Origin of the sequence: Streptococcus oralis, assembly GCF_026782125.1 — a bacterium.
Taxonomy (GTDB): domain Bacteria; phylum Bacillota; class Bacilli; order Lactobacillales; family Streptococcaceae; genus Streptococcus; species Streptococcus oralis_CE.
Map to the genome: position 1 here is coordinate 114,901 of NZ_JAKUVY010000005.1, position 14,380 is coordinate 129,280.

The 14,380-nt window shown below is 40.4% G+C and carries 14 protein-coding genes; all 14 read left to right on the plus strand.

Going from position 1 to position 14,380, the window contains the following annotated elements:
* Positions 1-125: 125 nt before the first annotated feature.
* Positions 126-716: an ATP-dependent Clp protease proteolytic subunit ClpP gene (gene clpP / locus MK385_RS05290; RefSeq protein ID WP_000613467.1), complete on the plus strand. Its 591-nt coding sequence runs from the start codon at positions 126-128 to the stop codon at positions 714-716.
* Between the two features lie 78 nt (positions 717-794).
* On the plus strand, positions 795-1,064 hold the full coding sequence (locus tag MK385_RS05295; protein WP_000462100.1) for a YlbG family protein: 270 nt from the start codon (positions 795-797) through the stop codon (positions 1,062-1,064).
* Positions 1,065-1,152: 88 nt separating this feature from the next.
* Complete coding sequence (locus tag MK385_RS05300) at positions 1,153-2,313, plus strand: ABC transporter substrate-binding protein (RefSeq protein ID WP_042767774.1); 1,161 nt, start codon at positions 1,153-1,155, stop codon at positions 2,311-2,313.
* A 119-nt stretch (positions 2,314-2,432) separates the two neighbouring features.
* Positions 2,433-3,302, plus strand: a complete 870-nt coding sequence (locus MK385_RS05305) for a branched-chain amino acid ABC transporter permease (protein ID WP_000941410.1) — start codon at positions 2,433-2,435, stop codon at positions 3,300-3,302.
* 3 nt (positions 3,303-3,305) lie between these two features.
* Positions 3,306-4,262, plus strand: a complete 957-nt coding sequence (locus MK385_RS05310) for a branched-chain amino acid ABC transporter permease (RefSeq protein ID WP_000856262.1) — start codon at positions 3,306-3,308, stop codon at positions 4,260-4,262.
* A complete protein-coding gene (locus MK385_RS05315; RefSeq protein ID WP_001186014.1) occupies positions 4,262-5,026 on the plus strand; it encodes an ABC transporter ATP-binding protein in 765 nt (254 codons plus the stop codon). The genes MK385_RS05310 and MK385_RS05315 overlap by 1 nt, the downstream gene beginning before the upstream one ends.
* Positions 5,026-5,736 carry an ABC transporter ATP-binding protein gene (locus MK385_RS05320; protein ID WP_268725472.1) on the plus strand — a complete coding sequence of 237 codons (711 nt, stop codon included), beginning with the start codon at positions 5,026-5,028 and terminating at the stop codon, positions 5,734-5,736. The genes MK385_RS05315 and MK385_RS05320 overlap by 1 nt, the downstream gene beginning before the upstream one ends.
* A gap of 305 nt (positions 5,737-6,041) precedes the next feature.
* On the plus strand, positions 6,042-6,698 hold the full coding sequence (locus tag MK385_RS05325) for a CBS domain-containing protein (RefSeq protein WP_044021082.1): 657 nt from the start codon (positions 6,042-6,044) through the stop codon (positions 6,696-6,698).
* A gap of 110 nt (positions 6,699-6,808) precedes the next feature.
* Positions 6,809-7,904 (plus strand): peptide chain release factor 2 gene (gene prfB, locus MK385_RS05330; protein ID WP_096753628.1). Its coding sequence is split into 2 segments (ribosomal slippage): positions 6,809-6,880 and positions 6,882-7,904, totalling 1,095 coding nucleotides; the frame shifts between segments, so codons are not numbered across the junction.
* A 17-nt stretch (positions 7,905-7,921) separates the two neighbouring features.
* The gene (gene ftsE / locus MK385_RS05335; RefSeq protein ID WP_000022275.1) at positions 7,922-8,614 is read left to right on the plus strand and encodes a cell division ATP-binding protein FtsE; all 693 of its coding nucleotides are present in this window, start codon (positions 7,922-7,924) and stop codon (positions 8,612-8,614) included.
* Positions 8,607-9,533 (plus strand): permease-like cell division protein FtsX, encoded by a 927-nt coding sequence (ftsX, locus tag MK385_RS05340; RefSeq protein ID WP_033629442.1) that lies wholly within the window; start codon positions 8,607-8,609, stop codon positions 9,531-9,533. The genes ftsE and ftsX overlap by 8 nt, the downstream gene beginning before the upstream one ends.
* A 219-nt stretch (positions 9,534-9,752) precedes the next feature.
* Positions 9,753-11,939, plus strand: coding sequence for a PTS transporter subunit IIBC (locus MK385_RS05345; RefSeq protein ID WP_128863691.1), 2,187 nt, complete (start codon positions 9,753-9,755; stop codon positions 11,937-11,939).
* Positions 11,940-11,990: 51 nt separating this feature from the next.
* On the plus strand, positions 11,991-12,806 hold the full coding sequence (locus MK385_RS05350) for an endonuclease/exonuclease/phosphatase family protein (RefSeq protein WP_268725473.1): 816 nt from the start codon (positions 11,991-11,993) through the stop codon (positions 12,804-12,806).
* A gap of 131 nt (positions 12,807-12,937) precedes the next feature.
* Positions 12,938-14,281: a DEAD/DEAH box helicase gene (locus MK385_RS05355; RefSeq protein ID WP_268725474.1), complete on the plus strand. Its 1,344-nt coding sequence runs from the start codon at positions 12,938-12,940 to the stop codon at positions 14,279-14,281.
* The last annotated feature ends 99 nt before the right edge of the window (positions 14,282-14,380 follow it).

Sequence of the window (14,380 nt, forward strand, 5' to 3'; positions counted from 1 at the left end):
GAGGTTGAGTTTTTGTTTCTGTTTAGAGAATAGAGCAAAAATTTGACCTTTTTTGACCAAAAAGATATAATAGTTCTGTATTGAGTCGTAAGACTAAGAAAATTCAACATTAAAAGGAGAAATGAATGATTCCTGTAGTTATTGAACAAACAAGCCGTGGAGAACGTTCCTATGATATTTACTCTCGTCTTCTGAAAGACCGCATCATCATGCTAACAGGTCCAGTTGAAGACAACATGGCCAACTCCGTTATCGCCCAATTACTCTTCTTGGATGCCCAAGACAGCACAAAAGATATTTACCTTTATGTCAATACACCTGGGGGCTCTGTTTCAGCTGGTTTGGCAATCGTTGATACAATGAACTTTATCAAGGCGGATGTCCAAACAATCGTTATGGGGATGGCTGCATCCATGGGGACTGTCATTGCATCAAGTGGCGCAAAAGGCAAACGTTTCATGCTTCCAAATGCAGAGTACATGATTCACCAACCAATGGGTGGTACAGGTGGTGGTACCCAACAGACAGATATGGCAATCGCTGCAGAGCACTTGCTCAAAACTCGTAAGACTTTGGAGCAAATTCTTGCAGATAACTCTGGTAAATCAGTTGAGCAAATTCATGCAGATGCGGAACGTGATTACTGGATGAGTGCCCAAGAAACGCTTGAATATGGCTTTATTGATGAAATCATGGCCAACAATTCGTTAAGCTAAGCAACCTAGAAAGCAAACTCGACGGAGTTTGCTTTTTTTGGTATAATAGGGGAAGATTTCTTAGAAAGAGGATTCCTCATGTTTGAAAAAACAAATCGATCAGGATTAATCATCTATCTCTACTATAATCGAGATGCAAAAAAAATTCAGGAATACGGTGATATCTGTTACCATTCCAAAAAACATCGTTACTTGCAACTCTATGTTCCAACTGAGGAACTAGATGACTTGGTTGAGAGATTAGGTAAGGAAAGATATATCAAGAAAATTAGACGTTGCCATATTCAAGAGCTAGAAACTCCCTTCGTTGGGAATCTCTATCGTAACGAAGAAAACGTTATCATTTAAAAAATTAAACAATTGTATTGACAATTTTCTGATAATTCGGTATATTCTTAACATACTATTTTTAAAAACAACTATAAGGAGATTAAAAATGAAGAAAAAATTAGCCCTATCTTTTGTGGCTCTTGCTAGTGTGGCTCTTCTTGCTGCCTGTGGAGAGGTCAAGTCAGGTGCGTCAAACACAACTGGAAATCCAGTGGACGAAAAAACGATTAAGATCGGTTTTAACTTTGAAGAGACAGGTGCTGTGGCAGCTTACGGTACAGCTGAACAAAAAGGTGCCCAGCTTGCTGTAGACGAAATCAACGCTGCAGGTGGAATTGATGGAAAACAAATCGAAGTTGTAGACAAAGACAACAAGTCAGAAACGGCTGAAGCAGCTTCTGTTACAACAAACCTTGTTACTCAATCAAAAGTAGCAGCTATTGTAGGACCTGCGACATCTGGTGCAACTGCTGCAGCTGTAGCTAACGCTACTAAAGCCGGAGTGCCATTGATTTCACCAAGTGCTACTCAAGACGGTTTGACTAAAGGTCAAGATTACCTATTTATCGGAACATTCCAAGATAGCTTCCAAGGGAAGATTATCTCTAACTATGTAACAAACAAATTGAATGCTAAGAAGGTTGTTCTTTATACTGACAATGCTAGTGACTATGCTAAAGGTATTGCTAAATCTTTCCGCGAAGCCTACAAGGGTGAGATTGTAGCAGATGAAACGTTTGTAGCAGGTGATACTGACTTCCAAGCAGCCCTTACTAAAATGAAAGGGAAAGAGTTTGATGCTATCGTTGTTCCAGGTTACTACACAGAAGCTGGTAAAATTGTAAACCAAGCTCGTGGTATGGGAATTGATAAACCAATCGTTGGTGGTGATGGATTTAACGGTGAAGAATTTGTTCAACAAGCAACTGCTGAAAGAGCATCAAACATTTACTTCATCTCTGGATTCTCAACTACCGTTGATGTTTCTGCAAAAGCTAAAGCTTTCCTTGAAGCATACCGTGCTAAATACAACGAAGAGCCTTCAACATTCTCAGCTTTAGCCTATGACTCAGTTTACCTAGTAGCAAATGCTGCAAAAGGTGCTAAAAACTCAGGTGAAATCAAGGACAACCTTGCTAAAACCAAAGATTTTGAAGGTGTAACTGGTCAAACAAGCTTTGATGCTGACCACAATACAGTGAAAACTGCTTACATGATGACCATGAACAATGGTAAAGTTGAAGAAGCAGAAGTTGTAAAACCATAACATTAGAATAGTAATTGAAATGGGGAATGAGCCTTTGACTCACTCCCTGTTTCGGTGTTTATGAACTTGTGAAAATAATGAAATTTTCTAAAAAATAACGATAGAAAAGAGTGAATGCTATGCTCCAACAACTTGTGAATGGTCTAATTCTGGGTAGTGTTTATGCACTTTTAGCTCTGGGTTATACCATGGTTTATGGAATTATCAAACTCATCAACTTCGCCCATGGCGATATTTACATGATGGGTGCCTTTATTGGTTACTTTTTGATTAATTCTTTCCAAATGGATTTCTTTTTAGCTTTAATTATTTCAATGGCTGGAACTGCACTACTTGGTGTTGTGATTGAATTTCTTGCTTACCGTCCTTTGCGACACTCTACACGTATTGCTGTATTAATTACTGCCATCGGAGTCTCTTTCCTACTGGAATACGGAATGGTTTATCTAGTAGGTGCCAATACTCGTGCCTTCCCTCAAGCAATTGAAACAGTCCGCTTTGACTTGGGACCAATTAGCTTGACAAATGTTCAATTGATGATTTTAGCAGTTTCTATATTCTTGATGGTTTTATTGCAATTGATCGTCCAAAAAACAAAAATGGGGAAAGCCATGCGTGCGGTATCAGTTGATAGTGACGCAGCTCAATTGATGGGAATTAATGTAAATCGTACAATCAGCTTTACCTTTGCTTTGGGTTCAGCCCTTGCTGGTGCAGCAGGTGTCCTCATTGCCCTTTACTACAACTCTCTTGAACCTTTGATGGGTGTGACTCCGGGTTTGAAATCATTCGTTGCGGCCGTACTGGGTGGTATCGGGATTATTCCTGGTGCAGCTCTAGGGGGATTTGTGATTGGCTTGTTGGAAACATTTGCTACTGCCTTCGGTATGTCTGATTTCCGTGATGCTATCGTGTATGGAATCTTGCTTTTGATTCTGATTGTTCGACCTGCGGGTATCCTTGGTAAGAATGTGAAAGAGAAGGTGTAAACAATGAAGACAAATCTTAAAGTAAATATTCTCTGGTTATTCCTTCTGTTAGCGGGTTATGGATTGATTAGCGTACTGGTTTCTGCTGGTGTTCTCAATCTATTCCATGTCCAAATTTTAGAACAAATTGGGATTAATATCATCCTTGCAGTAGGTTTGAACTTAATCGTTGGTTTTTCAGGACAATTCTCACTTGGTCATGCAGGTTTTATGGCAATTGGGGCTTATGCAGCAGCGATTATTGGTTCAAAATCACCAACCTATGGTGCCTTCTTTGGAGCAATGGTCTTGGGCGCTTTGATTTCTGGTGCAGTTGCTTTGCTCGTTGGGATTCCGACACTTCGTTTGAAGGGTGACTACCTGGCTGTTGCGACACTAGGTGTTTCAGAAATCATTCGTATCTTTATCATTAATGGTGGTAGTTTGACCAACGGTGCTGCTGGTATCTTGGGTATACCAAACTTTACCAACTGGCAAATGGTTTATCTTTTTGTAGTGATCACAACTATTGCAACTCTAAACTTCTTACGTAGTCCAATTGGACGCTCTACTCTATCTGTTCGTGAGGATGAGATTGCTGCTGAATCCGTTGGGGTAAACACTACAAAGATCAAGATTATCGCTTTTGTCTTTGGTGCCATTACAGCAAGTATTGCTGGTTCACTTCAGGCCGGTTTTATCGGTTCTGTTGTCCCAAAAGATTACACTTTTATTAATTCCATCAACGTGCTGATTATCGTTGTATTTGGTGGACTTGGATCTATTACTGGTACCATCGTTTCAGCGATTGTTTTAGGAATTTTAAATATGCTCCTTCAAGATGTAGCTAGCGTACGTATGATCATCTACGCCTTGGCTCTTGTATTGGTGATGATTTTCAGACCAGGTGGACTTCTTGGGACATGGGAATTGAGTCTATCACGTTTCTTTAAAAAATCGAAGAAGGAGGGACAAAACTAATGGCACTACTTGAAGTTAAACAGTTAACCAAACATTTTGGCGGTCTAACAGCTGTTGGAGATGTCACTCTTGAATTGAACGAGGGAGAATTGGTTGGTTTGATCGGACCAAACGGGGCTGGTAAAACAACCCTTTTCAATCTCTTGACTGGTGTTTATGAACCAAGCGAAGGTACTGTGACACTAGATGGTCACCTCCTAAATGGGAAAACTCCCTATAAGATTGCTTCACTTGGACTCAGTCGTACTTTCCAAAATATTCGTTTGTTCAAGGACTTGACAGTTTTGGAAAATGTTTTGATTGCGTTTAGCAATCATCATAAACAACATGTCCTTGCGAGCTTCCTACGCCTACCAGCTTTTTATAAGAACGAGGAAGAATTAAAAAGCAAAGCTTTGGACTTGCTGAAGATTTTTGATTTGGATGGTGATGCAGATACTCTTGCGAAGAATCTGGCCTATGGCCAACAACGTCGATTAGAAATCGTTCGTGCTCTGGCAACAGAACCTAAAATCCTCTTTTTGGATGAACCTGCAGCTGGTATGAATCCTCAAGAAACAGCTGAATTGACAGAATTAATCCGTCGTATCAAAGATGAATTTAAAATTACCATCATGCTCATCGAACACGACATGAATTTGGTTATGGAAGTCACTGAGCGTATCTATGTTCTTGAATATGGTCGGTTGATTGCTCATGGGACTCCGGATGAGATCAAGAACAACAAACGCGTTATCGAAGCTTATCTAGGAGGTGAAGCCTAATGTCTATGTTAAAAGTTGAAAACCTCTCTGTGCATTACGGTATGATCCAAGCAGTTCGTGATGTAAGTTTCGAGGTTAATAAAGGTGAAGTTGTTTCCTTGATTGGTGCCAATGGTGCTGGTAAAACAACCATTCTTCGTACCCTTTCAGGTTTGGTTCGTCCAAGTGCTGGTAAAATTCAGTTTTTAGGAAAAGAAATTCAAAAGTTGCCTGCACAAAAAATCGTGGCAGGTGGTCTTTCACAAGTTCCTGAGGGACGCCATGTTTTTCCAGGCTTGACTGTTATGGAAAACTTAGAAATGGGAGCCTTTTTAAAGAAAAATCGTGAAGAAAATCAAGCCAACTTGAAAAAAGTTTTCTCACGCTTCCCTCGTTTGGAAGAGCGTAAAAACCAAGATGCGGCAACTCTTTCAGGTGGTGAACAGCAGATGCTGGCTATGGGACGCGCTCTCATGTCTACACCTAAGCTTCTTCTCTTGGATGAGCCGTCAATGGGACTTGCCCCGATCTTTATCCAAGAAATTTTTGATATCATTCAAGATATTCAGAAGCAAGGAACAACGGTTCTCCTAATTGAACAGAACGCTAACAAGGCTCTTGCTATCTCTGACCGTGGTTATGTACTTGAAACAGGAAAGATTGTCCTATCAGGAACAGGAAAAGAACTCGCAGCATCCGATGAAGTCAGAAAAGCATATCTAGGTGGCTAAAAAGGTCTGGAGGACCTTTTTAGTCGCCAGATAAGGATTGCGCAAGAAATTCTTCTCTAGTCTGGGAGCCTAGTTTAGGTTGTGGATGGAGATGATAATAGGTTTTCAATACTAGTTGCTAGTATCCTTAATAACTGAAAGAAATATAAATAATGTTTGTTAACTTGCACATATAGAGCTCTAGATTAGAGCTCTTTTTTGTAAAAGACTCAGATTATTCAAAATCTTGAAAAAGAGATGAAAGCGTTTGATAGATTTTCTAAGAAAGTGTATAATAAAAGTAGCAATATAGAAGGAGAAGTCTCATGGCAGTTAAAGATTTCATGACCCGTAAGGTAGTTTATATCAGCCCAGATACGACTGTAGCACACGCAGCAGATTTGATGCGCGAGCAAGGATTGCACCGTTTACCTGTTATCGAAAACGATCAATTAGTCGGATTGGTAACAGAAGGAACCATTGCGGAAGCCAGCCCATCTAAAGCAACCAGTCTCTCAATCTATGAGATGAATTATCTTCTGAATAAAACCAAAGTAAAAGATGTAATGATTCGAGATGTCGTGACTGTTTCTGGCTATGCTAGTTTAGAAGATGCGACCTACCTGATGCTGAAAAATAAGATTGGGATATTACCAGTCGTAGACAATCATCAGGTCTACGGCGTCATTACAGATCGCGATGTTTTTCAGGCTTTCTTGGAAATCGCTGGGTACGGAGAAGAGGGGATTCGTGTTCGTTTCATTACAGAAAATGAAGTCGGAGTACTGGGAAAAATTGTAGCTCTAATCGTTGAAGAGGATTTAAATATTTCCCATACTGTTAACATTCCACGTAAGGATGGTAAGGTCGTCATCGAAGTTCAAATTGATGGAAAAATCGATTTGACTTCATTAAAGGAAAAGTTTGAAAAAGAAGGAATTCAAGTGGAGGAGATCACTCATACCTCTGCTAAAGTCCTTTAAACAAGAGGCTTTAGAGCCTCTTTTCTTCTGCCATCAAAAGCGGTGAAAAGCAAAATATGGAAAGAAATGAGAGATTATGGTATAATAAAACGATATGAAAAGGAGTATCTATGGACATTTCAGAAATTCGTCAAAAAATTGACGCAAATCGTGAAAAATTAGCTTCTTTTAGGGGGTCTCTTTGACCTCGAAGGCTTAGAGGAAGAGATTGCCATCTTGGAAAACAAGATGACAGAACCTGATTTTTGGAACGATAATATCGCGGCCCAAAAAACGTCGCAAGAATTAAATGAATTAAAAAACACCTACAACACCTTCCGTAAAATGGAAGAGTTGCAGGATGAAGTTGAGATTTTATTGGACTTTTTAGCAGAAGACGAGTCAGTCCATGATGAACTGGTCGAACAGTTGACAGAACTGGATAAGATGATGACTAGCTACGAGATGACCCTTCTCTTGTCAGAACCTTATGACCATAATAATGCAATCTTGGAAATCCATCCAGGATCTGGTGGTACTGAGGCACAGGACTGGGGCGATATGTTGCTTCGTATGTACACTCGTTATGGGAATGCCAAAGGCTTTAAAGTAGAAGTCTTGGATTACCAGGCTGGTGATGAAGCAGGTATCAAGTCTGTTACCTTGTCTTTTGAAGGACCCAATGCATACGGTCTACTTAAATCAGAAATGGGTGTTCACCGTTTGGTCCGTATTTCGCCATTTGACTCTGCCAAACGTCGCCATACTTCATTTACATCCGTAGAGGTTATGCCTGAGTTGGATGATACCATCGAAGTGGAGATTCGTGAAGATGATATCAAAATGGATACCTTCCGTTCAGGTGGTGCTGGTGGACAAAACGTCAATAAGGTTTCAACAGGTGTGCGTTTGACACACATTCCTACGGGAACTGTCGTCCAATCAACGGTCGATCGTACCCAGTATGGAAATAGAGATCGTGCCATGAAGATGTTGCAGGCTAAGCTCTATCAAATGGAGCAAGAAAAGAAAGCTGCGGAAGTTGATTCCCTTAAAGGTGAGAAAAAAGAAATCACATGGGGAAGCCAAATCCGTTCATATGTTTTCACGCCTTATACTATGGTAAAAGATCACCGTACAAGCTTTGAAGTTGCTCAGGTAGATAAGGTGATGGATGGAGACCTTGATGGTTTCATCGATGCCTACCTCAAGTGGCGAATCAGCTAAGATAGAAAGGAACTCATATGTCAATCATTGAAATGAGAGATGTTGTCAAAAAGTATGACAATGGAACGACTGCCCTGCGTGGTGTATCTGTTACCATTGAACCAGGAGAGTTTGCCTATATCGTAGGACCTTCTGGGGCAGGTAAGTCAACCTTTATTCGAGCTTTATACCGAGAAGTAAAGATCGAAAAAGGAAGCCTAACAGTTGCAGGCTTTAATTTAGTTAAAATTAAGAAGAAAGATGTCCCACTGCTACGTCGTAGTGTCGGGGTAGTCTTTCAGGATTACAAACTCTTGCCTAAGAAGACTGTTTATGAGAATATTGCCTATGCAATGGAAGTAATCGGTGAGAGCCGTCGCAACATCAAAAAACGTGTTATGGAAGTATTGGACCTGGTTGGTTTGAAACATAAGGTTCGCTCTTTCCCTAATGAACTCTCAGGTGGAGAGCAGCAACGGATTGCGATTGCTCGCGCGATTGTCAACAATCCTAAAGTATTGATTGCCGATGAGCCAACAGGAAACTTGGACCCAGATAATTCATGGGAAATTATGAATCTGTTGGAACGCATCAATCTCCAAGGTACTACTGTCTTGATGGCGACTCACAATAGCCAGATTGTAAATACCTTGCGCCACCGTGTCATTGCCATTGAAAATGGCCGTGTCGTTCGTGACGAAGCTAAAGGAGAATATGGATACGATGATTAGTAGATTTTTTCGCCATTTATTTGAATCATTAAAAAGTTTAAAACGAAATGGCTGGATGACAGTAGCAGCAGTGAGTTCGGTTATGATTACCTTAACCCTCGTCGCCCTGTTTGCATCTGTAATTTTTAATACAGCAAAACTGGCTACCGATATTGAAAACAACGTTCGGGTCATGGTTTACATTCGTAAGGATGTAGCTGATAACAGTGAGACGATTGTAAAAGAAGGTCAGACAGTTACCAATAATGACTACCACAAGGTCTATGATGCTTTGAAAGCTATACCTGCTGTTAAGAGTGTTACCTTCTCAAGTAAAGAAGAACAGTACGAAAAACTAACGGAAACAATGGGTGACGATTGGAAGGTCTTTGAAGGAGATGCAAACCCTCTCTATGATGCTTATATCGTCGATACAAATTCTCCAAGTGATGTAAAGAAAGTAGCTGAAGAAGCTAAGAAAATCGAGGGAGTTTCAGAAGTTCAAGATGGTGGAGCCAACACTCAACGACTTTTTGAACTAGCTTCCTTTATCCGTGTTTGGGGATTGGTTATTGCAGGGCTCTTGATTTTTATCGCAGTCTTCCTCATTTCCAATACCATTCGTATCACCATTATTTCACGTAGTCGTGAGATTCAGATCATGCGTCTTGTAGGAGCGAGAAATGGCTATATCCGTGGTCCATTCTTGCTAGAAGGTGCTTTTATTGGCTTGCTTGGCGCAGCGATTCCTTCAGTCCTTGTATTCTTTGTTTACAATATGGTTTATCAATCGGTCAATAAATCCTTGGTAGGTCAAAACTTGTCAATGATTACACCAGATGTGTTTATCCCTCTGATGACAGTCCTATTATTTGTAATCGGAATTTTCATTGGTTCAATTGGTTCAGGAATTTCGATGCGTCGATTCTTGAAGATCTAGTTGGATTTAAATGCAAATTGCAGAACAAATCAGAAAAATAATACATTTTTAAAAGAGAAGTTTTCGTAAACTTCTCTTTTTCCTTTTTAAAAATTAAAAAAAATAGACAATTTTTTTATAAAAGCCTTTACAAAAAAAATAAAAGTGGTATAATTAATACATAACCAAATGCAAACGTTTTCGTAAAACGTTTGCCTAAATAAAATAAAGGAGATTTGAATGATGAAAGCTACATTCAAAAATGTCTTGTCTTTCGAATTTTGGCAAAAATTCGGTAAGGCTTTAATGGTGGTTATCGCCGTTATGCCAGCGGCGGGATTGATGATTTCAATCGGTAAATCAATCGTGATGATCGACCCAAACCTTGCTCCTCTAGTGATTACAGGTGGAATCCTTGAGCAAATTGGTTGGGGGGTCATCGGTAACCTTCATATCTTGTTTGCCCTTGCTATTGGGGGAAGCTGGGCAAAAGAACGTGCAGGTGGTGCATTTGCAGCCGGACTTGCCTTTATCTTGATTAACCGTATTACAGGTACTATCTTCGGTGTTACAGGTGATATGTTGAAAAACCCTGAAGCAATGGTTACTACCTTCTTTGGTGGTTCAATCAAGGTTGCTGACTACTTTATCAGCGTTCTTGAGGCACCAGCGCTTAACATGGGGGTTTTCGTAGGGATTATCTCTGGTTTTGTTGGGGCAACAGCTTATAACAAATACTACAACTTCCGTAAACTTCCTGATGCCCTTTCATTCTTCAATGGTAAACGTTTCGTACCATTTGTCGTTATTCTTCGTTCAACTATTGCAGCGATTGTACTTGCTGCCTTTTGGCCAGTAGTTCAAACAGGTATCAACAACTTTGGTATTTGGATTGCCAACTCACAAGAAACTGCTCCAGTCCTTGCACCATTCTTGTATGGTACTTTGGAACGTTTGCTCTTGCCATTCGGTCTTCACCACATGTTGACAATCCCAATGAACTATACAGCTCTTGGTGGAACATACGAAGTGTTAACTGGTGCAGCAAAAGGAACACAAGTATTTGGTCAAGATCCACTTTGGCTTGCATGGGTAACTGACCTTGTTAACCTTAAAGGTTCAAATGCTGACCAATACCAACACCTTCTTACAACAGTCACTCCAGCTCGTTTCAAAGTTGGACAAATGATCGGTTCATTTGGTATCTTGATGGGTGTCATCGTTGCTATCTACCGCAATGTTGATGCTGACAAGAAACACCAATACAAGGGTATGATGATTGCGACAGCTCTTGCAACATTCTTGACAGGGGTTACTGAACCAATCGAGTACATGTTCATGTTCATCGCGACTCCTCTTTACCTTGTATACTCACTAGTTCAAGGTGCTGCCTTTGCTATGGCAGATATTGTTCACCTTCGTGTCCACTCATTCGGTTCAATTGAATTCTTGACTCGTACACCATTGGCAATTAATGCTGGTATTGGTATGGATATTGTTAACTTTATCTGGGTAACTGTTCTCTTTGCGGTTATCATGTACTTCATTGCCAACTTCATGATCAAGAAATTCAACTACGCAACTCCAGGACGTAACGGAAACTACGAAACAGCTGAAGGAGCATCAGAAGAAGCAACTCCTGGAACTCCAAAAGTTGCAGCAGCTTCTCAAGCCGTAAATATCATTAACCTTCTTGGTGGTCGTGCAAATATCGTAGATGTGGATGCATGTATGACTCGTCTTCGTGTAACTGTTAAAGATGCAGATCGCGTTGGTACTGAGGAACAATGGAAAGCAGAAGGAGCTATGGGTCTTGTCATGAAAGGACAAGGTGTCCAAGCTATCTACGGACCAAAAGCTGACGTATTGAAATCTGATATCCAAGATATTCTTGACTCAGGTGAAATTATTCCTGAAACTCTTCCAAGCCAAATGACAGAAAACCAACAAAATACTGTACACTACAAAGGTGTAACTGAAGAAGTTTACTCAGTAGCTGACGGTCAAGTTGTTGCTTTGGAACAAGTGGAAGATCCAGTTTTTGCTCAAAAAATGATGGGTGATGGATTTGCAGTAGAACCAGCAAATGGTAACATTGTATCTCCAGTTACTGGTACTGTATCAAGTATCTTCCCAACAAAACACGCTCTTGGTCTTGTCACTGACTCAGGTCTTGAAGTGCTTGTTCATATTGGTTTGGATACAGTAAGTCTTGAAGGAAAACCATTTACTGTTCATGTCTCTGAAGGACAAAAAGTGGCTGCTGGTGATCTTCTTGTTACAGCTGACTTGGATGCTATTCGAGAAGCAGAACGCAAAACATCAACAGTGGTTGTCTTCACAAATGGTGATGTCCTCAAATCAGTTAAATTAGAACAAACAGGTTCTCTTGCAGCTAAAACAGCAGTTGCTAAAGTAGAATTGTAATATACTTGGGGTTGGAAGCTGTTTTCCAACCTCTTGTTTTAGGAGAAAAGCATGAAATTTCTAACACTCAATACTCACAGTTGGATGGAGAAGGAAGCAGAGGAAAAATTCCAAATCTTACTCCAAGACATTCTCGAGAAGGACTATGATTTGATTTGTTTCCAAGAAATTAATCAAGAAATGACTTCGCCTGAGGTAGAGGTTAACACTCACTATCAAGCTTTACCATCAGCAGAACCCATTCACCAGGATCACTATGTCCAACTCCTGGTTGAAAAATTGGCTGAGAAAGGGAAAAACTACTACTGGACTTGGGCTTACAATCATATCGGTTATGACCGCTACCATGAAGGTGTAGCTATCTTATCCAAAACTCCTATTAAAGCGCGTGAGATTTTAGTATCAGATGTAGATGATCCAACGGACTACCATACTCGCCGTGTTGCCTTGGCTGAGACAGAGGTTGAAGGCAAGGAACTTGCTCTTGCGAGCGTTCATCTCTCTTGGTGGGATAAAGGTTTCCAAGAAGAATGGGCACGATTTGAGGCTGTACTAAAAGAGTTGAACAAACCTTTGATTTTAGCAGGTGATTTCAATAATCCAGCTGGTCAGGAAGGCTATCAAGCGATTTTAGCTAGTCCATTAGGATTACAAGACGCGTTTGAAGTTGCGAAAGAAAGAAGTGGTAGCTATACAGTACCACCAGAAATTGATGGTTGGAAAGGCAATACGGAACCACTACGAATCGACTACGTCTTTACGACCAAAGAGTTAGAAGTAGAGAGTTTACAAGTAGTTTTTGATGGGCAGAATAGTCCACAAGTCAGTGATCATTATGGTTTGAATGCTGTATTGACCTGGAAATAATGAAAGAGGTTGGAATCAGAGGTTCCAACCTTTTAAGTTACTTGAATCTTTACTACAGGACTGAGACTCAAATGGGACTACTGCAATAGGACAAAATGTGGTATAATTGAAAGGATAGAATCGAGGATAGTATGTCATTTAAGAAATTTCAATTTAAAAATTATATAGCAGAAGCCTTGGAGGAGTTGAAATTCTCAACTCCAACAGAGGTACAAGAAAAATTAATACCTATTGTATTGGCAGGTCGTGACTTGGTGGGCGAGTCAAAAACTGGTTCAGGAAAGACTCATACTTTCTTGTTACCGATTTTCCAGCAATTAGATGAAACTAGCGATAGTGTGCAAGCAGTCATCACTGCACCAAGTCGTGAGTTGGCCACTCAAATCTACCAAGCAGCTCGTCAGATTGCAGCTCACTCAGATGTCGAAGTTCGTGTGGTTAATTATGTGGGTGGTACGGATAAGGCACGTCAGATTGAAAAACTTGCCAGCAACCAACCACATATCGTTATCGGAACGCCAGGTCGCATCTATGACTTGGTCAAATCTGGTGATTTGGCTATTCACAAGGCCAAGACCTTTGTTGTCGATGAAGCCGATATGACCTTGGATATGGGATTCTTGGAGACAGTCGATAAGATTGCAGGTAGCCTTCCAAAAGACTTGCAATTCATGGTCTTTTCAGCAACTATTCCACAAAAATTACAACCGTTCTTGAAAAAATACTTGTCAAATCCTATCATGGAAAAAATCAAGACAAAAACAGTCATCTCAGATACGATTGATAACTGGTTGATTTCGACCAAGGGCCGCGACAAAAATGCTCAAATTTACCAGCTGACTCAGTTGATGCAGCCTTATTTGGCAATGATTTTTGTTAACACAAAGACACGTGCTGATGAATTGCATGCATACTTGACTGCTCAAGGATTGAAGGTAGCAAAGATTCATGGAGATATTGCTCCTCGTGAACGCAAGCGGATCATGAATCAGGTGAAAAATCTGGATTTTGAGTACATTGTCGCAACGGACTTGGCAGCGCGAGGAATTGATATTGAAGGTGTCAGCCATGTTATCAATGATGCCATTCCGCAAGACTTGTCCTTCTTTGTTCACCGTGTTGGACGGACTGGGCGCAACGGTCTGCCTGGTACAGCTATTACCCTTTACCAGCCTAGTGATGACTCGGATATCCGTGAGTTGGAGAAATTAGGAATCAAGTTTACTCCTAAGATGGTCAAAGACGGAGAGTTTCAAGATACCTATGACCGTGATCGTCGTGCCAATCGTGAAAAGAAGCAAGATAAGCTTGATATTGAAATGATTGGCTTGGTTAAAAAGAAAAAGAAAAAAGTCAAACCTGGCTATAAGAAGAAGATTCAATGGGCGGTGGATGAAAAACGTCGCAAAACCAAGCGTACTGAAAATCGCGCACGTGGCCGTGCAGAGCGAAAAGCTAAACGCCAAACATTTTAAAAACTCGGTAGAATCAGGTGATTCTACTGAGTTTTTATTTCCTGAAGTATTCGATAGAACTAATAATTATATACTTAAAAAAATTTGATTTATAAAACA